Origin of the sequence: Mesorhizobium sp. WSM4976 (assembly GCF_029625685.1) — a bacterium.
Lineage (GTDB): Bacteria > Pseudomonadota > Alphaproteobacteria > Rhizobiales > Rhizobiaceae > Mesorhizobium.
Genome location: NZ_JARTVT010000001.1, coordinates 223038 through 249146, shown reverse-complemented (window position 1 = coordinate 249146; position 26109 = coordinate 223038). Strand labels below are relative to the sequence as shown.

23 protein-coding genes are annotated in these 26109 nt (G+C 64.7%); 17 read left to right on the top strand and 6 right to left on the bottom strand.

The window, feature by feature from the left end; translation table 11 throughout:
- Nucleotides 1-22: 22 nt before the first annotated feature.
- The 3 genes from P9272_RS01105 to P9272_RS01095 are packed head-to-tail and all read right to left on the bottom strand — an operon-like array spanning nucleotide 23 to nucleotide 3229.
- Nucleotides 23-745, bottom strand: a complete 723-nt coding sequence (locus tag P9272_RS01105; RefSeq protein WP_278158196.1) for an ABC transporter ATP-binding protein — start codon at nucleotides 743-745, stop codon at nucleotides 23-25.
- Nucleotides 738-1964 carry an FtsX-like permease family protein gene (locus tag P9272_RS01100; protein WP_128259708.1) on the bottom strand — a complete coding sequence of 409 codons (1227 nt, stop codon included), beginning with the start codon at nucleotides 1962-1964 and terminating at the stop codon, nucleotides 738-740. The genes P9272_RS01105 and P9272_RS01100 overlap by 8 nt, the downstream gene beginning before the upstream one ends.
- Nucleotides 1961-3229 (bottom strand): efflux RND transporter periplasmic adaptor subunit, encoded by a 1269-nt coding sequence (locus P9272_RS01095; RefSeq protein WP_278158194.1) that lies wholly within the window; start codon nucleotides 3227-3229, stop codon nucleotides 1961-1963. The genes P9272_RS01100 and P9272_RS01095 overlap by 4 nt, the downstream gene beginning before the upstream one ends.
- Nucleotides 3230-3256: 27 nt before the next feature.
- Here P9272_RS01095 and P9272_RS01090 point away from each other — a divergent pair, with 27 nt between their 5' ends.
- Nucleotides 3257-3544: a hypothetical protein gene (locus P9272_RS01090; RefSeq protein WP_278158192.1), complete on the top strand. Its 288-nt coding sequence runs from the start codon at nucleotides 3257-3259 to the stop codon at nucleotides 3542-3544.
- A gap of 21 nt (nucleotides 3545-3565) precedes the next feature.
- Nucleotides 3566-3937, top strand: a complete 372-nt coding sequence (locus tag P9272_RS01085) for a plastocyanin/azurin family copper-binding protein (protein ID WP_278158190.1) — start codon at nucleotides 3566-3568, stop codon at nucleotides 3935-3937.
- A 120-nt stretch (nucleotides 3938-4057) separates the two neighbouring features.
- Here the strand turns inward: P9272_RS01085 and P9272_RS01080 are convergent, their stop codons facing one another.
- Nucleotides 4058-4462, bottom strand: coding sequence for a host attachment protein (locus P9272_RS01080; protein WP_128259706.1), 405 nt, complete (start codon nucleotides 4460-4462; stop codon nucleotides 4058-4060).
- Nucleotides 4463-4601: 139 nt separating this feature from the next.
- A complete protein-coding gene (locus P9272_RS01075) occupies nucleotides 4602-4898 on the bottom strand; it encodes a metalloregulator ArsR/SmtB family transcription factor (RefSeq protein WP_278158187.1) in 297 nt (98 codons plus the stop codon).
- 170 nt (nucleotides 4899-5068) lie between these two features.
- On the opposite strand from P9272_RS01075, the gene P9272_RS01070 reads away from it, so the two are divergent.
- From P9272_RS01070 to P9272_RS01055, 4 genes are all read left to right on the top strand, one after another.
- Complete coding sequence (locus tag P9272_RS01070; RefSeq protein WP_278158185.1) at nucleotides 5069-6361, top strand: FAD/NAD(P)-binding oxidoreductase; 1293 nt, start codon at nucleotides 5069-5071, stop codon at nucleotides 6359-6361.
- A gap of 28 nt (nucleotides 6362-6389) precedes the next feature.
- Nucleotides 6390-6593, top strand: coding sequence for a DUF2892 domain-containing protein (locus P9272_RS01065; protein ID WP_128259703.1), 204 nt, complete (start codon nucleotides 6390-6392; stop codon nucleotides 6591-6593).
- A gap of 84 nt (nucleotides 6594-6677) precedes the next feature.
- Nucleotides 6678-7688, top strand: a complete 1011-nt coding sequence (locus P9272_RS01060) for an efflux RND transporter periplasmic adaptor subunit (RefSeq protein ID WP_278158182.1) — start codon at nucleotides 6678-6680, stop codon at nucleotides 7686-7688.
- A complete protein-coding gene (locus P9272_RS01055) occupies nucleotides 7685-10933 on the top strand; it encodes an efflux RND transporter permease subunit (protein WP_278158180.1) in 3249 nt (1082 codons plus the stop codon). Before P9272_RS01060 ends, P9272_RS01055 begins: the two co-directional genes overlap by 4 nt.
- A gap of 7 nt (nucleotides 10934-10940) precedes the next feature.
- Here P9272_RS01055 and tssH read toward each other — a convergent pair whose 3' ends face one another.
- The gene (gene tssH, locus P9272_RS01050; RefSeq protein ID WP_278158178.1) at nucleotides 10941-13769 is read right to left on the bottom strand and encodes a type VI secretion system ATPase TssH; all 2829 of its coding nucleotides are present in this window, start codon (nucleotides 13767-13769) and stop codon (nucleotides 10941-10943) included.
- A gap of 331 nt (nucleotides 13770-14100) precedes the next feature.
- On the opposite strand from tssH, the gene tssA reads away from it, so the two are divergent.
- The 11 genes from tssA to tssL are packed head-to-tail and all read left to right on the top strand — an operon-like array spanning nucleotide 14101 to nucleotide 26109.
- Nucleotides 14101-15261, top strand: a complete 1161-nt coding sequence (gene tssA, locus P9272_RS01045) for a type VI secretion system protein TssA (RefSeq protein ID WP_278158176.1) — start codon at nucleotides 14101-14103, stop codon at nucleotides 15259-15261.
- Between the two features lie 20 nt (nucleotides 15262-15281).
- The gene (tssB, locus tag P9272_RS01040; protein WP_040985731.1) at nucleotides 15282-15818 is read left to right on the top strand and encodes a type VI secretion system contractile sheath small subunit; all 537 of its coding nucleotides are present in this window, start codon (nucleotides 15282-15284) and stop codon (nucleotides 15816-15818) included.
- Nucleotides 15819-15821: 3 nt separating this feature from the next.
- A complete protein-coding gene (gene tssC, locus P9272_RS01035) occupies nucleotides 15822-17327 on the top strand; it encodes a type VI secretion system contractile sheath large subunit (RefSeq protein ID WP_278158172.1) in 1506 nt (501 codons plus the stop codon).
- A 49-nt stretch (nucleotides 17328-17376) separates the two neighbouring features.
- The gene (locus P9272_RS01030; RefSeq protein WP_128259698.1) at nucleotides 17377-17838 is read left to right on the top strand and encodes an Hcp family type VI secretion system effector; all 462 of its coding nucleotides are present in this window, start codon (nucleotides 17377-17379) and stop codon (nucleotides 17836-17838) included.
- Nucleotides 17825-18580 carry a type VI secretion system baseplate subunit TssE gene (gene tssE / locus P9272_RS01025; protein ID WP_278158167.1) on the top strand — a complete coding sequence of 252 codons (756 nt, stop codon included), beginning with the start codon at nucleotides 17825-17827 and terminating at the stop codon, nucleotides 18578-18580. Before P9272_RS01030 ends, tssE begins: the two co-directional genes overlap by 14 nt.
- Nucleotide 18581: 1 nt before the next feature.
- Nucleotides 18582-20456 (top strand): type VI secretion system baseplate subunit TssF, encoded by a 1875-nt coding sequence (tssF, locus tag P9272_RS01020; protein WP_278158164.1) that lies wholly within the window; start codon nucleotides 18582-18584, stop codon nucleotides 20454-20456.
- Complete coding sequence (tssG, locus tag P9272_RS01015) at nucleotides 20420-21484, top strand: type VI secretion system baseplate subunit TssG (RefSeq protein ID WP_278158163.1); 1065 nt, start codon at nucleotides 20420-20422, stop codon at nucleotides 21482-21484. Before tssF ends, tssG begins: the two co-directional genes overlap by 37 nt.
- Entirely contained in the window at nucleotides 21484-22941 is a 1458-nt protein-coding gene (tagH, locus tag P9272_RS01010) for a type VI secretion system-associated FHA domain protein TagH (protein WP_278158161.1), read from the top strand. Before tssG ends, tagH begins: the two co-directional genes overlap by 1 nt.
- A 4-nt stretch (nucleotides 22942-22945) precedes the next feature.
- A complete protein-coding gene (gene tssJ, locus P9272_RS01005) occupies nucleotides 22946-23398 on the top strand; it encodes a type VI secretion system lipoprotein TssJ (RefSeq protein WP_128259693.1) in 453 nt (150 codons plus the stop codon).
- A 43-nt stretch (nucleotides 23399-23441) separates the two neighbouring features.
- Nucleotides 23442-24776, top strand: a complete 1335-nt coding sequence (tssK, locus tag P9272_RS01000) for a type VI secretion system baseplate subunit TssK (protein ID WP_278158157.1) — start codon at nucleotides 23442-23444, stop codon at nucleotides 24774-24776.
- 4 nt (nucleotides 24777-24780) lie between these two features.
- Nucleotides 24781-26109: a type VI secretion system protein TssL, long form gene (gene tssL / locus P9272_RS00995; RefSeq protein ID WP_278158155.1), complete on the top strand. Its 1329-nt coding sequence runs from the start codon at nucleotides 24781-24783 to the stop codon at nucleotides 26107-26109.

The window sequence follows — 26109 nt, the reverse complement described above, 5'->3', positions numbered from 1 at the left end:
TCTCGCGACCGAAAGCAGGGATTCAACCCGGTCGCGAAACGCGGTCGATCCCCCGAATGCGTCGGTCGCCGGTCAACCGGCCGTCGACCAGATCGATGATGCGATCGCATTGGGCCGCGAGATCGTGGTTATGGGTGACGACCAGGAAGGTCGTGCCCCGTTGAAGGTTGAAGCGGCGCATCAACTCGAACACCCCCTGGGCAGAAGCCGTGTCCAGGTTTCCGGTCGGCTCGTCCGCCAGAACCAGGAGCGGATTCATGGCCAACGCACGCGCTATCGCCACTCGCTGCTGCTGGCCGCCAGACATGTTCATTGCGCGGGTATCGCGCCACTTGCCGAGGCCGACCTGATCCAGCAGTTCGTCGGCGCGCCTTTCCATCGGAGCGTCCGGCCGGCCGTGATCGACGAGCATCGGCATGATGACATTCTCGCGGGCCGTGAAGGCCGAGATGAGGTGATGATACTGGAACACGAAGCCGATCGAGTGTCCGCGCAGCCTCGTCAGCGCTGCTTCCGCCAGCGACGTCGTATCCTTACCATCGATGAACAAATGGCCCGATGTCGGGCGATCGAGCAGACCAACAATATTGAGAAGCGTGCTCTTGCCGCAACCCGACGGCCCCATCAGGGCGACAAATTCACCCGCCTTCATTACCAGGTCGATGCCATGCAACACCTCGGTCTCGACCGGGGTGCCGACATTATAGGACTTGCGGATACCATCCAGGACGAGAAGGTCAGCCACGGATCGCCTCCACCGGGTCAAGCCTGGCGGCCCGAAGGGCCGGGACCATTCCCGCAAGCACTCCGGTTATCGTGGCCAGCAGCGCCGAGAACAGAAAGAGGCTGGGTTCGACTACCAGCGGGAAGAGCTCAGCCCCGTTGGCCTGACGCGCGAGGCGATACCACGCGAACAACGCGATGCCGCCCATGAAGCTTCCGAAAAGCGACCCAAGAAAGCCCAGGACGCCGCCCTGGATAAGGAAGATGCGCAAGATCTTGCCGCGCGAACTACCCATGGCTCGCAGGATGCCGATGTCCTTGGAGCGCTGAAGCACGGAAACGATCAGGACCGCTGCTATGCCAAACGCCACCGAAAGCCCGACGAAGGAGCGAATGAGCAGGCTGGAGAGGGTCTGCGCCCAGATGGCCGTAAAGAACTGGGCATTGGTCACAATCCAACTTTCAGCTTTTACCGGTAGGACGGCGCCGATATCCTGGGCGACAGTCTCGGCCGCGTAGACATCGGCGACCGTGAGGTCGATTTCGGTGACGCCGCCGATCAGATTCAGCAGGCTCTGTGCCGTCCGCAGCTGGACATAGGTATTGCGCTCGTTGGCCCCCCTGTTGCCGAGGTCGAAAATGCCCCGGATGGTGAGGATGCGGCTTCCTCCGGGCCCCGTCGTGATGTTGAGCTTGTCGCCAACCGTCGCGCCGAGATCATTGGCGAGGTCGATGCCGACGAGAATGTCGTCGGTCCCGAGGCTGGGTTCGCCCGCAATGATGTAGTCCGGCAAGCGGACGATGCGGAAATAGTCGTCGGGCTCCATGCCCAGAATGCCGATGCTGCGGCTGGCGTCGCCGCGAACGGCGAGTGCCGAACCCGATACGGAAGGCGTTGCGACGACGATATCGGATCGAGCCCGCATGCTTGAAAGGACCGTCTGCCACTGGTCGAGCGACAGTATCCGCTGCGTGGGGCGCTGGACTATGGCAGCCTCGACCACCCCATCATCCCGCCGCAACGGGCGCGCGACCTCGTCCGGAGGCTTGAGCTGGATTTGCGGCTGCGAGGTGAGGACCCGGTTGGTGAAGTTCGTCTGGACACTGGTAAGCATCGCCGACATGAAAACGATCACGCCAACGCCGATGGCTATGCCACCCAGGATGAAACCCGTCTGCATACGCCCTTCGCTCAGGAAGCGCAGGGCGGCGATCCAGGCAAATGTCAGCCAGCGTCTCACGAATTCACCGGGCGGACGCGTTGGCCGGCCCTCACGCCTGCCGCGACAGGCACGACGAGGTCACCCTGCGCCAAGCCACCCAGGATCTCGACCTGATCGGCCGCACGTAGACCCAGCTGGACCGCCTGCTCGCGGACACGGCCATCCCGATACACCAGAACCCAAGGCGTCGCGGAAGTGGATTCGTGGATGACACGAGCAGGAACGATCAAGGTCGACGGCCTGCGGGCGACGGCGATGTCGACGGAGGTCGTCATGTCCTGGCGCAGATAGGCCGGCGGGTCAGAGACCGTGAGCTTCACCTCGACCGATGCGCGGGTAATGTCCACGGAGGGATTGATAAAGGTCAGCCTGGCATCGAAAAGCTTGTCTGGGTAGGCATCTGCGGAGGCCCGCGCGGACTGGCCCAATTCAAGCAGGCCGAGGTTCTTCTCGTCGATCTGCAACACCAGCTCCGTGTCGCCGCTTGGCGCGAGAACGAGCAGCGTCGTCCCCGGCTGCACTACGGCTCCACGCTCGACGTTGCGCGTTATGAGAACTCCATCGCGAGGCGATCTTATCGTTGCGTAGTCAAGACGAGCCTTGGCGGTGGCGAGGTTGGCTTCGGCCTGGTTGAGCGCGGTCTCCGCCATGACATAGTCGCTTCCGCCGGGCCGCGACGTGTAAACCTGCAATTCGGCCGTGCGGACCTGCGATTGCGCGACATCGAAGTTCTTGGTGGCTTCGTCCAGGGTTTGCTTGGTGCCGAAACCGGACCTGAACAGATCTTCGGCGCGCTGGTAGGCGGCCCGAGCGTCGACAAGATTGGCTTCAGCCTGTTTCTGCGCCTGCTCGGCCGCCGGAAGCGTGAGTTCCCGCATCTGACGGACTCGCGCCTCGGCTTCCGCCACCGCGCCTTCTGCGGCAACCACCGCCGCATTCAGTTCGCTAGGCTCGAGCACGACAAGCGGCTGTCCCTGTTTGACGCTCTGGCCTTCGCTGACCAGGACATCCCGGACAGTGCCGGTGATCTGACTTGCAATGTTCACGCGGTATGGGGACTCCACATGGCCGCTGGCGACCACCGTTTTCACGAGGTCGCCGCGCACCACCGGATAAACAACCACAGCGGGGCCGACGAGCCAGCGAGCAAGCAGCCATGCCGCCAGGGCGACGGCGACCAACAGCGTGGCGATAGGCCATTTGTTGGCGGACACAAATACCAGGAAAGTCCGCCTTGAGGATCCCAAGGTGCCGGGGTTGAACTGTGTGTTTGTCTGCAGCATCTGGATCTCGTCCAAGCATTTCGTGGCATGCTAGGCCAGAGTCGCGGCGGACGTTTTGCGTCAGATCAATTGCCCTTGGGTCTGCTCCAACCGACCGCCTGCGCCCAGACCGCCGGCGAGATCGTTCAGCGGCTTGACAGGCTGTGCTTGCTAGTCAGCGCCCGCGACCGATCATCTTTTTCCAAGCAGTCCGCCTTTGTGGTCGCCGGACGGCGGACAGGAGCATTATTGATGCAGTTTATGAGAATTGGGCTGGCGTTGACCATGCTGGCCGTTGCGGCGCCGGCGTTTGCGGATTCCAAGGTCAACGTCTAATTGTGGGACAAGAATGGCGACATGAACGCCGACGCCAAGATGGGGATGGGCATGCCGGCGAACATGAGCATGGCAATGATGAAGATCCAGGTCGACAAGCAGGTCGTGCCGGCTGGCAAGGTGACCTTCGAAGTGACCAACACCTCCAAAGCCGCGGTCCACGAAATGATTGTCGTGCCCGTCACGGATCCAAAAAAGACGACGCTGCCCTATATTTCGAACGAGAACCGTGTCGATGAAGATGCGGCCGGCCACCTGGGCGAGGTCTCCGAACTCGATCCGGGCAAGTCGGGTTCGCTGACGCTCGACCTCAAGCCGGGCTTCTATGCGGTCTTCTGCAACATCCCCGATCATTTCATGAACGGCATGTGGGCCACTATCAAGGTTCAGTAAGACGACACCGAGCACGCCCGGCGACAAACCGCGGCGTGCTCGCCAGCCAAGCACGGTCGCGAACTGTGAGACATCGTCGCAATGGGGATTGCCACCGTGCGCGGCCTCCGGTCGATCGAGTCAGGCGGTTTCTATGGCGCTTTTGATCGACATCACCGAATGCTTGACGAAGTCCTTGGCGATCTCGCCGACGAGTTTGGCGCTCAATGACGGCTGATAATGCCTCCGCATCTCACCAAGAGTGCGCGGATCGGCGATCACCAGTATTTGCTCGCAGGCTTTCTCGCCGGCCTTGTGGTTGAGAAAGTTTGCGATCGATGCGGCAAAATCGTCTTCACCCAGCCGCGACTCGTCGGGATTGGCGGTTGAGCTCCGATGTCTGCCGCCGGATCCGGCGTGGGCTACTTCAAGCACCGAATCCTCGACTTCGATCAGGTCGAGATGAGGTTCGTGCCCCTTATTGTGAAACAGCCGCAGGCTTTTGCCATCCGTAACCGCAACGAGGGTGCCGTTATTCAGGATCATGTGTTTCTCCAAGGTCGGATCAGCCGAACAACTCCGTCGCCGTCCGATCATTTCACTGCTGTTGCAGGGCAGGTAAGCCCGGATCGCCTCGCATCGCTTTGACCTTGATCAAAGCCAGCCAAGGCGATGCAGTGACGGGCTAAGTCGGGCAGAAGGCGGAATGCAGCGCCTCGATCACAGTCAGCACCTCCGGGCGGGTTATCCGGTAGTGGACCGTCGTCCCTTCGCGGCGGGCCTCGACCAGCCCATCGGCCCTTAGCCGCATAAGCTGCTGAGACATCGGCACCTGATCGATGTCCAGGATCTCCCTCAGTTCAGCTACGGAGCGCTCCTCATTGCCGAGCGCGCATAGCACCAGCAATCGCTGCGGGTGCGACAGGCTCCGAAGCAATTCCGCCGCCTTGTCCGAGGCCGGGATCAAATCAAGTACATTCATACTCTTGAATTTATAATCTTTGAATGTTAGATGCAAGCTCGCCATCCGGGCTCCGCCGAAGCCATACCTTACAACCGCGCCGGCCCGTTTGGAAATTGAGCCTGATCAACGCAGAGCGCGGGCTCTCCAGTGCAGGATACTGCGAAAGATCAACCAGCGGGAGGATCATCATGTCACACATCGTCGTCCTTGGAGCAGGTCTCGGCGGCACCATCATGGCATACGAAATGCGCGACAAGCTGCGCAGCGACGACCGATTGAGCGTCGTCACGCTGGGCACGTCCTATTCCTTTGTGCCCTCCAATCCCTGGGTGGCCGTCGGATGGCGGGAGCGCGACGACGTCACCGTCGATCTGGCGGACACCTTCAAGCGTCGCGGCATCGCTCTGCGCCCTGAAGGCGCGAAGAAGGTGCATCCGAAGGAAAACCGGATCGAGCTCAACGACGGCTCGTTCGTCGACTACGACTATCTGGTCATCGCAACCGGCCCCGACCTTGCCTTCGATGAGGTGCCGGGGCTCGGACCCTCGGGTCACACACAGTCGATCTGCCATATCGATCATGCCTTGGCGGCCAAGGGCAAATTCGACGAGTTGGTCAGAAAGCCGGGGCCGATCGTCGTCGGCGCGGTTCAAGGCGCCTCGTGCTACGGGCCGGCCTATGAATTCGCCTTCATCCTGGACACCGCGCTGCGCAAGGCCAGGGTGCGCGACCAGGTGCCGATGACCTTCGTGACGCCCGAGCCCTATATCGGCCATCTTGGCCTGGACGGCGTCGGCGACACCAAGGGCCTGCTCGAAAGCGCCATGCGCGAGCGGCACATCAAGTGGATCACCAATGCCAAGGTGACTTCGGTCGATGCCGATGCGATGCATGTCGAGGAAGTCAACGAGGATGGATCGACCAAGGCCAGGCACGATCTGCCGTTCGCCTTCTCCATGCTGCTGCCAGCCTTACGCGGCGTTCCGGCGGTGACGGGCATCGAGGGCCTTGTCAATCCACGCGGCTTCGTGACCATCGACAAATACCAGCGCAATCAGGCCCATCCGAACATCTTTGCGATCGGTGTCTGCGTCGCCATACCGCCGGTCGGCAAGACACCGCTGCCGGTCGGCGTCCCGAAGACCGGCTTCATGATCGAATCCATGGTGACGGCCACGGCCGAGAACATCGCGGCATTGCTGCGCGGCAAGGAGCCCAAGGCCGTGGCTACGTGGAACGCGGTGTGCCTGGCCGACTTCGGTGACGAAGGCATCGCCTTCGTGGCGCAGCCGCAGATCCCGCCGCGCAACGTCAATTGGTCCTCGCAGGGCAAGTGGGTCCATGCGGCCAAGGTCGGCTTCGAAAAGTACTTCCTTCACAAGGTCCGGCAGGGAAAGAGCGAGACCTTCTACGAAGGGCTGGCGCTCGACATTCTCGGCATCAAGAAGCTCAAGGCAATCCATATCGAGCCGGCGGAATAGCAAAGGCTCGCATCTCAGGAGACGTGAAATGACCATCGACAAGGCCGTTCTGATGTTTGCGGGGTTCGTTGTGCTGATCTCGCTGACGCTCGGCATCTATTCTTCGCCCTACTGGTTCCTGCTGACCGCATTCGCCGGACTGAACATGGTCCAGGCCTCGATCACCGGCTTCTGCCCGGCGGCGATTGTGTTCAAGAAACTCGGCTGCAAAGCGGGCGTCGCATTCAAGTAGGGGCCGGGGTTTCAAGGACCCCCATCACCAGCGGGAGACGCGGGACGCGCCTCCCGGACCAGTTCAACGACCGGAAACAGCGCAATGCGGACCAAGATATCGGCCCTCGCCACCATTTTTCTGATCGGCACCACATCTCTTGCGGTATCGAATGCGAAGGCTGCGGAATTCACGGTGAAGGCCACCACCGTGACCGAAATGAAGGCCGTCTACGGACAGGTAGAAAGCCGTACCGTGGTGCCGGCGCGCGCCCGCATATCGGGAACCATCAGCGAGGTCCGCGTCTCCGAGGGCCAAGAGGTGCATCAGGGTGATCTGATCGCAACCGTGGTCGACGACAAGCTCGCGCTCCAGCTTCGCGCCGCTGATGCCAAGATTGCGGCACTGAACTCGCAACTCGACAACGCCCGCGTCGACATGCAGCGCGCGCAGGATCTGCTGACCAAGGGTGTGGCCGCGCAGAGCCGGGTCGACGCCGCGCGGCTGCAACTCGACGTCACGACAAACCAGCTCGCGGCGGCAGTCGCGGACAAGGCCGTCATCGAACAGAGCGCCACGGAAGGACAGACGCTGGCGCCGGCCACCGGGCGGGTGCTTACCGTTCCGGTTACCGCCGGCTCGGTTGTCATGGCCGGCGAGACAATCGCCCGCGTTGCTTCCGGCCAGTACTATCTTCGCCTGTCGCTGCCGGAACGCCATGCCGCCGAGATCGCTGAAGGCGCCTCCGTCGAGATCGGCGAACGCGGGACCGGGTCGAATGCCGGCTTCGTCAAGGCTCGCGAGGGGCGCATCGCGAAGGTCTACCCGGAGATCGAGAGCGGCCGGGTCATCGCCGATGTCGAGGTGGCCGATATCGGCACCTATTTCGTCAACGAGCGCACGCTGGTGTCGATTCCGGTCGGCAAGCGTGCCATGCTCGGGGTTCCGCCGGAAGCGGTACGCACAATCCATGGGATAGATTATGTCACCGTTGAGACGGCAAACGGCCAGCTCGACGTTGCCGTTGTTCTCGGCGAACGGTTTGAAGATGCCGGTCAGGCGCGCATCGAGGTGCTGACCGGCCTCACGGACGGCGACAAGGTCGTCCTGCCATGAAGCTCGGCATCGCCGGCGGTCTCACCCGCTCTTTCATCGGTTCGCCTCTGACGCCGCTCTTCCTCCTGGCGGCGCTTGCCCTCGGCCTGGTTGCGCTGATCACGTTGCCGCGCGAGGAGGAGCCGCAGATCTCCGTGCCGATGGTGGACATCCACGTCCAGGCCAACGGGCTCAAGGCGGAGGACGCGGTCAAGCTCGTCACCGAGCCACTCGAGACCATCGTCAAGAGCATCGACGGCGTCGAGCATGTCTATTCGCAGACCGTGGACGACGGCGCCCTGGTGACGGCCCGCTTCAAGGTGGGCACCAGCTCGGACGCCGCCGTGCTGCGCGTGCACGACAAGGTGCGCGCCAATCTCGACCGGATCCCTGTCGGCATCCCGGAGCCGCTTATCGTCGGCCGAGGCATCGACGATGTTGCCATCGTGGTGGTGACTATGACGCCGACACCGGAGGCGGCCGGCCGGTATTCCTCGGCCGAACTGACCCGCCTGGCGCGCGAGCTGCAGGTCGAGGTGGCAAAGCTGCCCGATATCGGGCTGACCTATATCGTCGGCGAGCAGCCGGAGGAAATCCAGGTAGAGCCCGATCCGGAGAAGCTCTCGCTCTATGGGATCACGCTGCAGCAGCTGACCGCCAAGATCTCCGGCGCCAACCGCTCCTTCCAGCTCGGCACGGTGCGCGAGCAGGGCAAGCAGCAGGTGCTGGTCGCCGGCCAGACGCTGCAGGGGCTTTCCGACATCGGCAATCTGCTGCTGACCGCCCGCGACGGCCGGCCGGTCTATGTGCGCGACGTGGCCAACATCGTGCTGGCAACCTCGCCCGCCGAAAACCGCGTCATGACCATCACCAAGACCGGCAACGGCCTGGAGCGCGCGCCGGCCGTCTCGCTCGCCGTCGCCAAGCGGCCCGGGACCAACGCCGTCGTCATCGCCGATACCATCGTCAAGCGCCTCGAGCAGGCGCGCGGACAGATCTTTCCCAAAGATGTCTCGATGACCGTCACTCGCGACTATGGCGAGACGGCAAACGAAAAGGCGAACGAACTTCTCTTCCACCTCGGCCTGGCGACGATCTCCATCGTCGTGCTGGTCGCCGTCGCCATCGGCTGGCGCGAGGCGCTGGTAGTGGCGGTCGTCATCCCGACGACGATCCTGCTCACGCTCTTTGCCTCCCGCATCATGGGCTATACGCTCAACCGCGTCAGCCTGTTCGCGCTCATCTTCTCGATCGGCATCCTGGTCGACGACGCCATCGTCGTCATCGAGAACATCGCCCGCCACTGGGCCATGGATGACGGGCGCTCACGGAGCGCCGCCGCCGTCGATGCCGTCGCGGAGGTCGGCAACCCGACGATCGTCGCCACGCTGACGGTCGTCGCAGCCCTTCTGCCGATGCTTTTCGTGTCGGGCATGATGGGGCCGTATATGAGCCCCATCCCGGCCAATGCCTCGGCGGCGATGCTGTTTTCCTTCTTCGTCGCCGTCATGCTGACACCCTGGCTGATGATGAAGCTTGGCCGTCAGCACCACGCGGCCGGGGGACAGGGTGGCCATGGCGGCGGGCATATAGGGGCGCTGGGACGCGCCTATGTCGCGGTCGCCCGGCCAATCTTGAAGTCGCGCCTGCGCGCCTGGATGTTCCTGCTCGTCGTCGGCGTGGCGACACTGTCTTCGATGGCGCTGATCTACACCAGGCATGTGACGGTGAAGTTGCTTCCCTTCGACAACAAGACCGAGCTGCAGGTGGTCGCGGATTTGCCCAAGGGCTCGTCCGTCGAGGACACGAACCGGCTGCTGCAGGCAGCGGTCGACCGCTTGGCGGGGGTGCCGGAGATCGTTTCCTTCCAGACCTATGCGGGTACCGCCGCCCCCTTCAACTTCAACGGGCTGGTGCGCCACTACTACCTGCGTTCCGGCCCGGAGCAAGGCGACGTCACCGTCAACCTTGTGCCGAAGGGCGAGCGCAGCCGCGCAAGCCACGCCATCGCGCTGGACCTGCGCGAACGCCTGAAGGGGATGACCATGCCGACGGGCACCGTCATCAAGGTGGTCGAGCCGCCGCCCGGCCCGCCGGTGCTGGGCACGCTGCTGGCCGAAATCTACGGGCCGGACGCCGAAACCCGCCGCGCCGTCGCGGCGAAGGTGCGCGAGACCTTTTCGGGCGTGCCGTTCATCGTCGACGTCGACGACAGTTTCCACAACCAGCCGCAAAGGCAAAGGCTGTCGATCGATCAGGACAATCTCGAATATTACAAGGTCGAGCAGTCGGACGTTTACGACTCGCTGGGCTATCTCTTCGGTGGCACCACGGTCGGCTACTCACATCGTGGCGGCGGGCGCTACCCCATCCCGATCCGCATCGCCCTGTCGAAGGGTGACGGCGTCGTCGACCAGCGCGCGTTGGCGACGCCGGTGCCGGCCAACGCCTTGCCCGGCGCCCGCGACGTGGTCGAGCTCGGCGACGTGGCGCGCCTGGCGAGCGAACCAGCCTCATACCCGATCTTCCGGCACAACGGCCGCCCCGCCGAAATGGTGATGGCGGAACTCGCCGGCGCCTTCGAAGCACCAGTCTACGGCATGCTCGCCGTGAACGACGCCATCGCCAAGGCGGATTGGGGGACGCTGCCGAAGCCGGAGATCGCGCTGCACGGCCAGCCGGACGACGAATCGAAGCCGACGCTGCTGTGGGACGGCGAATGGGAGGTGACCTGGGTGACGTTCCGCGACATGGGAGCAGCCTTCATGGTCGCGATCCTCGGCATCTACATCCTGGTCGTCGCGCAGTTCGGTTCCTTCAGGCTGCCCCTGGTGATCCTGACCCCCATCCCGCTGACGCTGATCGGCATCATGCTCGGCCATTGGGCCTTCGCCGCGCCCTTCACAGCCACTTCGATGATCGGCTTCATCGCGCTGGCCGGCATCATCGTGCGCAACTCGATCCTACTGGTCGATTTCATCCGCCACTCCGGCGGCACCGGGCGGCCGCTGGTCGATATCCTGCTCAAGGCCGGCGCGATCCGCTTCAAGCCGATCCTGCTCACCGCGCTCGCGGCCATGATCGGGGCGGCGGTGATCCTGACCGACCCCATCTTCCAAGGACTGGCTATCTCGTTGCTGTTCGGCCTCGCCTCCTCCACGCTGCTGACGGTGCTGGTCATCCCGGCAATCTACGTGGCGCTGCGTGGCGGACCGGCCGCCGGTCCCCCGCGGGTCGAACCCGTCGAAGCACCACCTGCGGAGTAAATCGAAGCTATTCGAAAGAGTAAGTGAATCCTTCCGCCGAGGCGCCGACGGTGACTTTCGTCATCTTCATGCCCTCGAGCGATCGGTTGAGCACGCCGCGGCTCAGCTCCGGCAGCAGCGTGTTGGTGAGGATGGCGTCGATCATGCGCCCGCCGGATTCGATCTCGGTGCAGCGCGCCTTGACCAGCTCCATCACGCCGTCGCCGATCACCAGCTCGGCGTCGTTGGTTGCCTTGAGGCGGCGCGCGATCTTGCCAAACTGGTGACGGGCGATCGCCTCGATCATCGCATCCGACAGCGGATAATAAGGAATGGTGACGACGCGGCCGAGGAAGGCGGCCGGGAACACTTTCAGTAGCGGCGGGCGCAAGGCCGTGTCGAGATCGTCGATGCCGGTACGCACAGTGCCGTTCCTGGTGCGGTCCATGATGACATCGGAACCGACATTCGAGGTGAGCAGGATCAGCGTGTTCTTGAAATCAATGCGACGGCCCTCGCTGTCGTCCATCATGCCCTTGTCGAAGACCTGGAAGAAGATCTCGTGCACGTCCGGGTGCGCCTTCTCGACCTCGTCGAGCAGGATCACCGAATAAGGTTTCCTGCGCACGGCCTCGGTCAGGATGCCGCCCTTGCCGTAGCCGACATAGCCGGGCGGCGCGCCCTTGAGCGTCGAGACCGTGTGAGCTTCCTGGAACTCGGACATGTTGATCGAGATCAGGTTCTGCTCGCCGCCATAGAGCGTCTCGGCCAGCGCCAGCGCGGTTTCGGTCTTGCCGACGCCGGAGGGCCCGCAGAGCAGGAACACGCCGACCGGTTTTTCCGGCGCGCCGAGGCCGGCGCGGCTGGTCTGCACGCGCCTGGCGATCATTTCCATGGCATGGTCCTGACCGACTACGCGTTCGGACAGGGTAGCGGCGAGCCTGAGGGCCTTCTCGGTCTGGCTGGAGAGCATGCGTCCGGTCGGAATACCGGTCCAATCCTGCACCACGGCGGCAACCGCATTGCGGTCGACCGACGGTAGGATGAGAGGTGTCTCGCCCTGCGCGGCGGCAAGTTCGGCCATCAGTACACGCAACCGCGCCAGGTCGGCGGCAGCTTCATCCGTTGGCTCGGCGGAAGCTGTTTCGGCCTTTGCGGCCTTTGCCCCTTTGGCCTTCGAGGTCTTGGCCTTCTTGGCCTCGGCAGCCCTGCCGTCGCCAGTCTTTCTCTCGGGAGCCTTTTGCTCGGACGCCTTTGCCCCGCCCTCCGCAGTCTCGGTCCCGCCAGTCTCCTCAGCCGGCTCCTCGTCGAGCGGCACCCCCTCGCCGCGCAGTTTCGCGCGCAGGTCGAGGATCTCGGCCACCAAAGCCTTCTCCCGATCCCACCGCGCCTGGGCGGCGGCTAAAGCGGTCTCGGTTTCCGCGAGCCCGGCATCGACACGGGCCTGCCGGTCGGCCACGTCGATGCCGATCGCCGCCTCGCGGCCGATGATGCCGCTCTCGACTTCCAGCGCCTGGCGACGGCGCAGCATATCCTCAACTTCGGCGGGCGTCGCATGCTGCGAGACCGCGACGCGGGCGCAGGCAGTATCGAGCAGGCTGACTGCCTTGTCGGGCAATTGCCTGGCCGGGATGTAGCGATGCGAAAGCGAGACAGCCGCCTCGATCGCCTCGTCCAGGATCTGCACCTTGTGGTGCTGCTCCAGCACGCCAGCGACGCCGCGCAGCATCAGCACGGCCACGGCTTCCGACGGCTCGTCGATCTTGACCACCTGGAAGCGACGGGTCAGCGCCGGATCCTTCTCGATGTGCTGCTTGTATTCGGCCCAGGTCGTAGCGGCGATGGTGCGCAGCTCGCCCCGCGCCAGCGCCGGCTTCAGCAGATTGGCGGCATCGCCGGTACCGGCGGCCCCGCCGGCGCCGATCAGCGTGTGCGCCTCGTCGATGAACAGGATGATCGGCGTCTCCGAGGCCTGGACCTCGTCGATAACCGCTTTCAGCCGCTTTTCGAACTCGCCCTTGACGCTGGCGCCGGCCTGCATCAACCCAACGTCGAGCATGCGCACGCTGACATTCTGAAGCGTCGGCGGCACGTCGCCCTGGGCGATGCGCAACGCAAATCCCTCGACCACCGCCGTCTTGCCGACGCCCGCCTCGCCGGTCAGGATCGGGTTGTTTTGCCGGCGTCGCATCAGGATATCGACGATCTGTCTTATTTCGGGATCGCGGCCGACGACCGGATCGATCTTGCCGTCCCGGGCGCGCTGGGTGAGGTCGGTGGCGTATTTGGCCAAAGCCGAATCCCCGCCCGGGCCGCGCTTGACCGGCGTTTCCGCAGCGGCCGCGGCGGGCGGTGAGCCGGTTTCGAGCGAGCCTTCGGTGACGTCGGCGAAGCGGGAAATGACGCCATCGGCGTCGATCTTATCGAATTCGGCGCTGATTTTCGACACTAGGCCTTCCAGCGCCGGCGTCCTCAGACACGCAAGCAGGATATGGGCGCTGCGCACCTCCTCCACCCCGAACTCCAGCGTCGCCAGGTTCCAGCCCTCCTGGATGGCGTGGAAGATGTGGTCGGAGAACTCCTCCACCGAAGTGGCGCCATAGGGCAGCTTGTCGATGGCGCGGGTCATGTCGGCCGTCAGCCGGCTGACATCCAGTCCGGCGTCCGCGACGATCATCTGCACGTCCGAGCGCTCGGACAGCACCAGCTGCTGGATGAAGTGGGCGAGCTCGACATAGGGATTGCCGCGCAGCTTGGCCGTGTCGGCCGCGGCCTTGAAGGCGCGCACCCCCGTGGCGTTGAGCTTGGCGACCAGTTCCTTCCGCTTGAAGCTCTGCGATGACCGGCGCTGTTCCATCGAACCTGCTCCCGCAACCTGCCGACCCATACCCTGCCATATAAGCGGCTGCTTGACAAAGCCGCGTGGCGGATAAGGCCTTGAATTTATCCGGGCGGCACCGCCCGGTTACACAAGCCTTGCAAACTCGTGGCAACAAACATGGATTGCCGTCCCGACTATGCGAGCCATTTCACATACCGGGTCCGACAATCGCGCAATGGGTTTCGCCGAGAAAGCGGCTGCGTTTAGCTTCCGTTAGTTTTTGCGCAGGTGCTCAATTGTCGTCGCGTGAGGCCGGTGATAACGTTACGTCACATAGGGGTCTCAGGGCCGCTGGCTGGGGGTTGGTGTGATTGATCTCGCACTCTGGCTGAATCCTCTGAACGGTGAGAAGCCGTCGGGAGAGGACTTGCGCAACGACCCGGCCTTTCATGAGCTGGAGCGCCTGACCGAGCCTCAGCTCAAAGTCGTTCATGACGGCAACAGCAAGCCTACCTCGCAATCCAGTTCGGTCGACTGGACGGCCGTGTTGGAAAAAGCCGAGGAACTGCGCCCGCGCGGGCGGGATCTGCGACTGCTGGTCATCGTTGCCCGGGCCTTGGCCAACGAGGAAGGGCTGGCCGGCCTCGCCCAGGGCCTGACACTCATCGCCAGGACCTTCGAACAATACTGGGACACGATGCACCCTGCGCTGCGGACGGGCGCGCCGCGCGAGGCCGCCCTGCGCCGCATCAATGCGCTGCTCGACCTGCAAAATGGCCAGGAAGGCCTGCTGGCGAATCTCAGGCAGGCGGTGTTCTTCTCGCCGCGCGCGATCGGGCCGATCAGTGGCCGGGACCTCGAACAGGCAGCGCTCGACGAACGCGTCATGCTCCAGGAGGCTGCCTCCGGCCTCGGGACCGCCGAAAAGGCGGCGCTGACGAGCGCCCACAACCAGTTGTTGAACCGGGTGCGCACCGGATGCGCGGCGCAGATCGATCAAGCGGTGGATGCGATGACGTCCCTGCTGGCCGACGCGCGTGCGGCGATCGCCGCTCTCGAGGCGGTGGACACCGCGCTCAACGCCCGCATCGAAGGCAATGGCGCCACCGTCCCGGAATTGAAGAAGTTCCTGCAGCGTTTGCTGACGACGCTGGAGCGGAATTCCAGCGCCGGCACCCAAGTGGCGAATGGTGCCGCGAAAACCTCCCCACAGCCGGCGCAGCCGGCATCAACGCCCGCCCGAAACGGTCATGGAGCCGAGCCGATGGCAAGTGTGGCAAGCCCAGTGGAAGCGAGCGCCGGCCTGCCGGACCGGATCAACTCGCGCGACGAAGTCGTCAAATGCCTGGACCTCGTCGTCGCCTTCTACGACCGCACCGAGCCGTCCAGCCCCATCCCGCATCTCGCCCGGCGGGTGCGCCGGATGGTGCACATGGATTTCGTAGAACTGATGGAAGATCTCGCCCCGTCGGGGCTGAAGGAATTCCGGCTGCTTGCCGGTGTCCCGGATCCCAAGAAGCCGGCCTAGAAGGATGAAAGGTAACAAGCATGCCAGCAGAGAGCAAAGCGAAGGTCATCGAAAGAAACCGCGCGCCGCGCGTGCAAATCGCCTATGACGTCGAAACCTACGGCAGCCCGACCACGATAGAACTGCCGTTCGTCATGGCCGTGATGGCCGATCTTGCCGGCGCTTCACAGACCAAGGAAGCGTCGAAATCGGTCCTCGACCGCAACTTCGTCGAAACCGACGCCAACCGCTTCCCGAAATTCATGGAAGCGATGGGGCCCCGCGTGAAGGCGCGGGTGAAGAACACGCTGCCGCAGGCCGAGGGCCAGGAGCGGGACGAAGAGCTCGCCATCGACCTCACCTTCTCCAAGATGGGCGACTTTGCGCCGGACAAGATCGCCGAGCAGGTCCCGCAGCTGGCCGAGATCCTGAAGATGCGCCGTCAGCTCGAGGAGCTGCTCGGCTTCATGGACGGTCGCGTCGACGCGGAAAAGCGCATCGCGCAGCTTCTGAACAACGAGCCGCTGCTGAGCAAGATCGCCAGCCAGGCGATGGATGACGGCAAGGGCGAGGAGTAAGTCATGGCCGAACAGCAAAAGACCGCAGCCGCCACCGCCGAGGCGGAAGCCATCGATCTCGGCGAATTCAGCGGACTCCTTGAAAAGGATTTCAAGGTCAAGAAGGACGACAGCGAAAAGCTGCAGCAGTTGGTGCGCAACCTGGCGCTGGCCGCCCAATCGCGCTCCGAGACGACGACGATCTCGTCCAATGCGATCAAATCGATCAAGTCGCTGATCGCCGGCATCGACAAGATGCTGACCACGCAAGTCAACGAGATCCTGCATGCGCCGGAAGTGCGCGAGATGGAAGGCACGTGGCGCGGCCTCTGGTACCTGATCAACAACACCGAGACGGACACCAAGCTCAAGATCCGGGTGATGAACATCTCCAAGGAGCAGCTGGCCGACACGCTGGAAGACTATGAAGGCCAGATGTGGGACCAGAGCCCGATCTTCAAGAAGGTCTACACGGACGAGTATTCAATGCTGGGCGGCGAGCCGATCGGCTGCATCATCGGCGCCTACGAATTCTCCAACCACCCGCGCGACGTCGGCCTGCTGCGCAACATTTCGGGCGTCTGCGCCTCGGCGCATACGCCGTTCATCGCGGCGGCCTCGCCGCGGCTGTTCCGCATGGACAGCTGGCAGGAACTGCCCAACCCGCAAGACCTGCAGATGATCGTCAACAACCCCGCCTATTCCTCCTGGCAGTCGCTGCGCGAAAGCGAGGACGCCCGCTATATCGGCCTCACCATGCCGCGCGTGCTGGCACGACTGCCCTACGGCTCGGAGACGGTCCCGGTGAAGGGCTTCACCTTCGAGGAGGAGGTGGGCGGCGACCACAACAAATATGTCTGGATGAACGCCGCCTTCCCGATGGGCGTCAACATCAACCGCAGCCACAAGCTCTATGGCTGGGGCACGCAGATCCGCGGCGTCGAGAACGGCGGCACGGTGCTCAACCTGCCGGTGCACGCCTTCCCGACCGACGACGGCTCGATCGCGATGAAATGTCCGACCGAGGTCGCCATCGACGACCGGCGCGAGGCGGAGCTGGCGAAGCTCGGCCTGATGCCGATCCTGCATCGCAAGAACACCGACCTTGCGGCCTTCATCGGTGCCCATTCGCTGCAGGACGACGAGACGCGCGCCGGGCGCCTGGTCGATCCGGACGCGCAGTCGAACGAGCGACTTTCCGCCAACCTGCCTTATCTGTTCCCGGTCTCGCGCTTCGCGCATTACCTCAAGGCGATCGCGCGCGACAAGATCGGTTCGTTCAAGGAACGCACCGACATGGAGATCTGGTTGACCGAATGGATCAACCGGTACGTTCTGGCCAACCCGGCCTTTGCAGACGACAAGGCGCGCGCCAAGCGTCCCCTTGCCGCGGCCGAGGTCCAGGTCGACAGCGTCGAAGGCCGGCCCGGCTACTACAATGCCCGTTTCTACCTGCGTCCGCACTACCAGCTGGAAGGCATCAACGCCTCACTCCGGCTGGTATCGGAACTGCCGTCAGTGAAGGGCTGAAATTGCAGCAGCGTCATATTGTTTTGTTTGAAAGCGGTGGAGAAAGACAATGGCTACAACAACGAAGATCGATGGTTTTTTGAAGGTTCCGGACATCAAGGGTCCGAGCAAGCGCGACGGCCATGAGGACGAAATCGAAGTTCACGGCGTCGAGTACAAGATGGTTGCGCCCTACGACCCCAATTCCCTCTCGCGCCGCGGTCGTGTCGCGCTCGGCATGATCAAGTTCACCAAGCATTACGACAAGTCCTCGCCTTACCTGAAGAAGGCGCTGTTCGAGAACAAGGCTCTCGACGAGGTGAAATTCTCGGCGCGGCGTACCATAGACGGCGAGACCAGCGACTATCTGGTGGTGACGCTAACCGACGCCTCGATCATGGAATACGACATGACACAGGCCGACGACGAGGCGGACCTGATCGAGGAAGAAGTCAGCTTCGCCTACAAGAAGATCAAGTTCGTCTACAATAAGGACGACGAAATCGAAATGGACGTCTATGTCGGCAAGTGAGGCCAGGCTGCCCGGCCGGAACAAGGCGCAGCTTGCCGGCAGTTCACGGGCAAAGCGCGAGGCGGTCCAGCCCTCCCTCTGGGACCGCCTCGTCAACGACTTGCCCGGGCTGACGTCGGAGATCGATGGGCTGCGTCGCCTGCTGGAAGAAGAACTCGGCGCGGAGCGCGTCGAGGCTCTTCTTGCCGGCAGCGCGCGCTCTATCGATGCCGATGCCGACCTCACGGCCGAGCAAAAACGGCGACTGCACAGGCTGGTCTTCCAGACCGAGCATCGCGCCGAAATCGAAAGCCGCGGCGTGGTGGTGTCGGCGCGCGTGCTGCGCGAAGCCGTGCGGCGCGACATCGAGGCACTGTTCAACACCGAGCGCTTCGAGTCCGTGCCGATGCTCTCCGACTTCGAGCACGAACAGCCCTTGGACGAACTTCCGCCGCTGGCCGACTTTCCGGAAGTGCGCCGCAGCGTCGTCAATTACGGCGTGCCGTCCTTTTCCGGCCGTTCGTCGCGCGATTTCGACCGAGACGCGCTGGCGCGAGAGATCCGCGCGGTGCTTGCCACCTTCGAGCCGCGTCTCAAGGAGAGCGCCACAACGGTCAACGTCACGCTCGGCGACAAAAGCGTCGGCCTCAAGATCGAGATCGACGCCGTGTTGATCATGACGCCGACGCCGGAACGCATGCGGCTGCGCACCACGATCAATCTCGACAACGGTCTGGCGCGAACCGAATTCCGGGAGACCTGAGATGGATCGGGTCTTCGTGGAGTATTACGAAGAGGAACTGACCCATATCCGGGCGCTGGCCGCGGAATTCGCCGACATGCATCCGGCGGTCGCCCGCAATCTTTCCCTCGATACCGTCCCTTGCCCCGACCCCTATGTCGAAAGGCTGCTCGACGGCGTGGCCTTCCTTGCCGCGCGCACGCGGCTCAAGGTCGACGCGGAGCGCTCGCGCTTCTCGCGCGCCGTGCTCGACGTGCTCTACCCGGACCTTGTGACGCCGGCGCCAGCGACGGCAATGGCCGTGCTGAAACCTGGACAGCAGGTGCAGTCGATGATCGCCGGCCACGCCGTGGCGCGCGGCACGAGGCTGGTCTCAGGCCTGCATCCGGGGCTGTCGACGCGCTCGACCTTCACCACTGCGCAAGAGGTCACGCTGTGGCCGATCGCAATCACTTCGGTCAGCTATTTCCAGGACCGCAGCGCGCTGGCGGCGGCCGGCATCGCGCCGGTCGGCGGCGTGCGCGGCGAAGCAGCGTTTCGCATCACGCTAGCGCGGACCGGAAAGGGCAAGCTCAGCGAGTTGTCGCTCGACCGCCTCGACCTCTATTTCGCCGGACGCGCCAAGGCGCCCTTATTGTTCGACGCGATCTTCGGCGCCTGCTCCGCCGTCGCCGCCCGGGCCGAAGGCAAGACCAATCCAGTCACCGCGCTGCCCGAGCCCGAAATGATCGGGATCCACGACGATGAAGCGCTGATGCCGCGCACCCGCCCCACCTTCGAGGGATACCGGCTGTTGCGCGAGTATTTCATGATCCCGGAGCGCTTCCACTATGTGCGCGTCGCCGGCCTGCAGCCTGTGGTGCGCAAATGCGACGGGGCAATAGAGATCATCTTCCTGTTCCGGCGGCCGGTGCCGGAGCTCGCCGATGTGACGGCCGCCGATTTCGAGCTGTTCGCAACGCCGATCATCAATCTCTTCGAGCGCGAGTGCAACGTCATCGAGATCGATCCGCGCAGGACGCGCCAGGTGCTGCATGCCGACCGCACCAGGGCGCGCGACTTCGAGATCTTCCGCGTCACCCGGGTGGAGGACGCCGACGCCGAAGGCAGCGAGGCGGTCATTCCGGAATTGTTCAGCCTGAGTCAGAACCGCGGCAGCGGCTGGGTCTATTCGACGGAGCGGCGCCCGCGCCGGGCGACGGAGGACGAGCGGCGCGAAGGCCTGACCCGCACCTCTTATACCGGCGATGATGTCTTTATCGCGGTCTCGCGCCCGGCGGGAAGCCTTGCGAACCGGCCGCTCAAGCGTCTTGACGTGATGGCGCTCTGCACCAACCGCGACCTGCCGATCCTGGACGACACGCCGACGCTGACGTTGGAGACCGCCGATCCGGTGGAAGCGGTGCGGCTGCTCGGCGCGTTGCGGCCGCCGCAGCCGGCGATTCCGGCAGCGCTGCCGGCTGGCGCCGAAGGCGAATCCCGCGCCGACAATCTCGCCTGGCGGCTGGTGGCGCAGCTCTCGCTCAACTTCCTTAGCCTCGCCAAGGAAGGTCGCGGCGTCGATCCGCTGCATGCGCTGCTCGACCTCTACGCCGACCGCGGCGATCCCAGCCTTGCCCGCAACGTGCATTCGATCACCCGCATCGACTCGCGACCGGTGATCGAGCGGCTGCAGATCGACGGGCCGATGTGTTTCGGGCGCGGCACCGAAGTGACGCTGCATGTCGACCAGTCGGTGCTGGCGGGTCAAAGTTCGCTGCTGCTTTCGGCCCTGCTGGCGCGGCTGTTTGCCCGCCATGCCGGGATAAATGGTTTCGTGCGGACGCGGACGCGGTTGCTGCAGAAGCAGGAGGATGTGCCATGGCCGATGACGCCCGGCAATCGCTACCTGATCTAGCGCAACCGGTCCCAACCGAAGCGGAGCCGCTGTCGGACGGCTACGACTTTTTCGAGCTGCTGCGCCGCCTGGAGCAACGGCGCGGCCTCTTCGGGCACTCCGGAACCGCGGAGCGCGAGCCGGCAAGGCTCGGCCAGCATGTGCGCCTGAGCTTCACGGCCAAGGATGTGGTCAAATTCCAGGATGCGGGCGAAAGGGCTCCGGCGCGGGTGACCGTCGCCAATCTCGGCCTGCTCGGACCGGAAGGGCCGATGCCGCTGCATCTGACGCGCTGGGTGCTCGACCGACTGTCGCAGCGCTGGTTCACCGGCGCCGATGCCGAGCAGACCAGCGACACGACCTTCGTCGACTTCGTCAACATCCTGCAGCATCGCATGATCGCGCTCTACTATCGCGCCTGGGCGGATGCCCATCCGGCGGTGCAGGTCGAACGATCGGTCGGCGGGCGCGTGCGCGCCATGCTGGAAGCCATGGCCGGGATTGGCCTGCCCGGCACGCAGGATCCCGAGCTCGACACGGTGCGGCTGCGCCAGGCCGGATCGCTGGCCAACCAGGTCGACGGCGCGGAGCGCCTGACGCTGTTTCTCGCCACCGCCTTCAAGGTGCCGGTTGAGATCAAGGAATTCGTCGCCGCCTGGATCACCATTCCGCAGGCGCTGCAGAGCCAAGTCGGCAAAGCCTATGCGGCGCTGGGGCGCGGGGCCACGATCGGGCCGCGCGTCTTCAGCCGGCAAAGCCGGATCGAATTGCGCGTCGGTCCGCTCAACCTCGATGACTTCAAGTCGTTCCTGCCAGGCGAACGGCGCCTCGTCCTGTTCAAGAAGGCGGTGCGCGACATGATCGGCGAAGCGCTCGACGTCGACCTCAGGATCGTGCTTGCGCGCGACTCCGTGCCTTCGCCGAAGATGGGAACCATCCAGCTCGGCCGGACCTCCTGGCTTTCGCGCCCGGCTGAAAAGGGTGACGCCGACGATCTCAGGCTGCGCACCATTGTCGGCTGGCGGCCGGACATGGCGGAGGCAGCCTGATGAGCCTGCTGCTGACCCTGGAACAAGGCCCGCGCTCGCAAGTGGTCAGGCAGACCCGGCTGGACGAGGGCGAATTGGTGATCGGCCGCAGCGCCGATGCCGGCTGGCAGATCGACGATCCGGACATGTTCGTCTCGCGCGCCCATTGCAAGATCAGCGGTGGCCGCGACGGCTATTATGTCACTGATACATCGAGCAGCGGATTGTTCATCGACGACTCCGACAGCCCGCTCGGAACCGGCAGGTCGACACGCCTGCAAAGCGGCATGCGGCTGCGCATGGGCGACTATGTGCTTCATGTCGAGGTGCAGCCCAGCGCCGGCCACACCTCGATCGGTCAGGCGCCGATCGCCGACCACGCGGCGCCGGCCTGGCAGTCGCCACAGCCAAGAACGCCTCCTAGCATCGGCGGCGACGATTTCTTCTCTGCAAAGGTCGAGGAGGAGCCGCAGCGGCCGCGCCCGGCCGGGCTGCCCGATCCTTTCGAGCAGCCGGTGGCCGGGGCTTACGATCGCGCTTCGAACCGGCGCAGCTCGCCGGCGTTCGACGACCCGTTCAGCCTCGATCCGGTGGCGACGCCGGCCTCGAACGACGAGCCCGCCAGCGGCCGAGCGGACCCGTTCGGCTTCGGCGACATGCCATCGCGCAACGACATGCCCGAGCCCGCGCCGAAAGCGGCCGGCTTCGACGATTTCAGCTTCGGGCCAGCCGCGAAGCCTGCTTCCGGCCACGGCGCCGATCCAGCCGATCGCATCGAGCGGCCGGCCGAGAAGCCGAAGGCCGTCCGTCCCTGGGAGATACCGGCGCAGGCGCACGAACCGCCTGCCCCGCCACCTCGCCCTGTTTCCGCGCCGAGGCCATCACGCCCGACGCAGCCCGCGCCGAGCGACATGGCGCTGCGCGCCGCGTTCCTGCGCGGCATGGGCGTCGAGGAGGCCGATTTCCCCGGGCGTGACGCGATCGCCGAGATGGAAAAATTCGGCCGCGAATACCGGCTGATGTTGGATGGCCTGATGCAGCTCTTGCGCAAGCGGGCCGAGGAAAAGGGAAGCGCGCGCGTCGCACAGACGGTGGTCGGTTCTTCGGAAGTCAACCCGCTCAAATTCCTCCCTACGGTCGACGATGTCATCGTCACCATCATCGCCGAGCGCAGCCCCGGCTTTCTGTCCGGCGAGGCGGCGATCAGCGATGCGGTGAAGGATCTCGCGCAGCATCACGTGCGCGCTTGGCGCGGCGTTCAGGCCGCACTTCGGCACATGATCGACCGCTTCGATCCGGCCGCCATCGAGGAAGAGCTCAAGTCTAATTCTGCGATCGGCAATCTGCTCGCCGGCGGGCGCAACGCCAAGCTGTGGGAGCTCTACCAGAAACGCCATCGCGACATCGCCCAGAGCGCGGAATCGAGCTTCCTGGGCGAGATCGGCGCAGACTTCAGGGACGCATATGAAGAGGAGTAGGGACATGATCGACAGACGCGAATTCATCTTTGCCATCGGCGCCACGGGCCTGCTTGCGGCTTGCCAGAGCGGCCCGCCGAAACCATCGGTGATCTCGGTCAACGTGACCGGCGGCGCCGGCATGAATCCGGGACCGGGTGGCGGCGATCGGCCGGTGACGGTTCTGGTGATGCGGCTTGCCAGCACCGGCAAGTTCAATTCGGCGGATTATTTCGCGCTACAGGGGGGCGCCAGTGGGGCGCTCGGGGCCGATCTGATCGGCATGGACACGATTTCGGTGGCGCCGGGCAAGACGGCGGCAAAGACCATCACGGTCGAGCCGAATGCGACGGCGCTCGGCTTCGTCGCGCTGATCCGCGAGCCAGGAGGACGCAACTGGCGCACGACCAAGTCGGTTTCGCCGGGATCGAAATTCACCATCAATGTCAGCCTCGGCAAGGGCGGCATTTCCGCCTAGCGAACTAGTGAAGCGTCAACAGGGAAGTGCAGAGAGTGGCAGCATGAGCGACGCAAACAGGGTGCTGTGGTCCGAGGGACTCTTCTTGAGGACCCAGCATTTCCAGCAGCAGGACCGGTTCTTCGAAGGGATGGTGCGCGGCGCGTTGCAGGCGGGCCAGCTCCATACGTTCGGCTTCCAGCAGCTGACGCTCGACCAGTCGCTGCTCGACGCCGGCCAGGTGTCGATCGTGTCCGCCCGGGGCATCTTCCCGGACGGCACGCCCTTCTCCATCCCGGAGCTGATGGACGCGCCCAAGCCGCTGCCGGTCACGGCCGACACCGGCGCCGGGCCGGTGCTGGTGGCGCTGCCGCTGGAGCCGCCCGGCGGCGTCGGCTTCGATCCGGCGCATGCTCAATCGACGGGCGCGCGCTACCACGGCAAGATCATCCCGGTGCGCGACGCCGTGCAGGGCGGCGCCGATCCCGAAGAGATCGAGATCGCCCGGCCGCAAGCGCTGCTGCTGGCGCCCGGCAAATCGGTCGGCGGCTACACCGCCTTGCCGATCGCCGATATCAGGGGCTTGCGCGCCGATGGCGGCGTCTCGCTCGACCAGTCCTTCCTGCCGCCGACGCTGACCACCGGCGCCGTGCACTGGTACCGGCAATTGCTGCAGGAGGTCGTCACCGGTCTCGACCAGATCGCCGAGGCACATGGCAAGATGGTGATGGGTGGAGCCGGCCGCAGCGTCGAGGACCTTTTGATGCTGCACCTCGCCAACGCAGCGCGGCCGCGGCTTGCGCATATGCTGGCGCAGGACGTCTTCCATCCGGCCGAGCTCTTTCTCGAGCTTACCGGCCTTGCCGGCGAGATGGCCACCTACGGCTCGAGTTCGCGGCGGCTCGGCGAATTGCCGGCCTACGACCACATGGCGCCCGGCCCCGCCTATATGGCGCTGGCGGACGCCCTGCGCTCGCTGATCCTCAGCCTGCGCTACATCGAGCCGAAATCGCGCGCGCTGCCCGTCATGCGGCACGCCACCAATGTCTGGAAGGTGCGCATCGACAACCCGAAGCTGCTGGTCGCGAGCCGCATCGTCATCCGCGTCGGCTCCGAACTTTCGGAGGATGCGCTGCGCAAGATCTTCGTCAACCAGGCGACGGTCGGCTCGGCCGACCAGTTCGAGGGCCTGTGGAAATCGCGCCTGCCCGGCATTCCGCTGAAGCCGCTGCATTCGCAGCCGCGCGAGATCCCCTATGACGGCGACCGGCTGTGCCTGGAGCTCGACCAGAAGAGCGAGCATTGGGCCTCGCTGCTCGACGCTCCGGGCTTCGTCATCGGCGTTTCCGGCGTGCTGCCGAGCGAGCCGCAGGTCGACTGCTATTCGGTGAACAGGTGAGGCCATGAGCCGGGATGATCCCTTCGGACTGTCGGAGGATCGCGAGCGCACCCGCATCCGGCTGACCGGTGCGGCGCCCCGCCCGATGGCGCCGCTGGCGCCGGGCGCGCCGGTCAAGCGGGCGCGAGCACATCCCAACACGCTCATCAATATCTTCGCGCCGCTGCTCGAATTCGCACCGGAGCTCGAAAGCGCGCTGGCGCCGGAGAACCCGGAAGTGATGCGCACACGCCTGCTCGACGAGCTGGTGCGGGCGCGCGACGCCGCTGTTGCCGCAGGCTCATCGCTGGAGCGCGCCGACCAGGCGGCCTGGGCGGTGGCGGCGCTGCTCGACGACCTCGCGCTCAACACGCCATGGGGCGGCGCCAGCGCCTGGCCGCGCCAGCCGCTTGTGGTCATGCTGCGCGGCGACGTCGATGCCGGCACCCAGTTCTTCACCCGCCTCGACGAGCTGGAGCGGCATCCGAACCGCGACCGCGAGATGCTGGAGCTGCAATATTACTGCCTGGCGCTCGGCTTCCGCGGCAAATACCGGGTGCCCGGGCGGGCTGGCGACCGTTCGCTCAACGCGGTGCGCGTTGCGGCTGCACGCTTCCTGCGCAATGCGGATGCCGAGGATTCGCCACTGTCGCCGAACTGGAAAGGCGTGATCGCGTCCGACGAGCCGCAGCGCTTCATCGTGCCGATCTGGGTGATGGCGCTTGCCGCGATTGTCGTCGCCGCGGCCGCTTATGTCGGCCTGTCGATGGGCTTGAGCAGCCAGGCAGTCGAGCTTTCCGCGCTGGTGCGCACGCTGCCGCCGGCCTCGCGCGGCGACGTCACCCGCGCCGCGCCCAAGCAGGATGCCCCCGAGCCCGAAGCGCCGCAGCCGGTCGATTTCGCGCTGCTGCCCGAGTTCAAGACCGCGGCGCCGGATGACCTGAAGGGCGCGCTCAGCGGTACTGAGAGCGTCTCGCTGGCGAAGCTCGTCATCCAATCCTCCAATCCCGAGCTGTTCCAGTCGTCTCAGCCAACGCTGACCGCGGGCTACGAGCCGCTGATCCAGTCGATCGCCAAGGTGATCCTCGACAACAAGGAACTGATCGGAAAGATCACCGTCGTCGGCCACACCGACAATGTGCGCCTGCAGAAGTCCAACCCGCTGGCCAGCAACCAGCGCCTTTCGGAAGCCCGCGCCGAGACCATAGCCAAGCTTCTGGTGCAGGCCGGCGTGCCGCAGGAAAGCATCTCGTCCGAGGGCCGCGCCGAAACCGATCCGGTGGCCGACAATTCCACTCGGGAAGGCCGCGCGCTCAACCGGCGCGTCGAGGTCCTGGTCGAGAAGAGGCTCTGA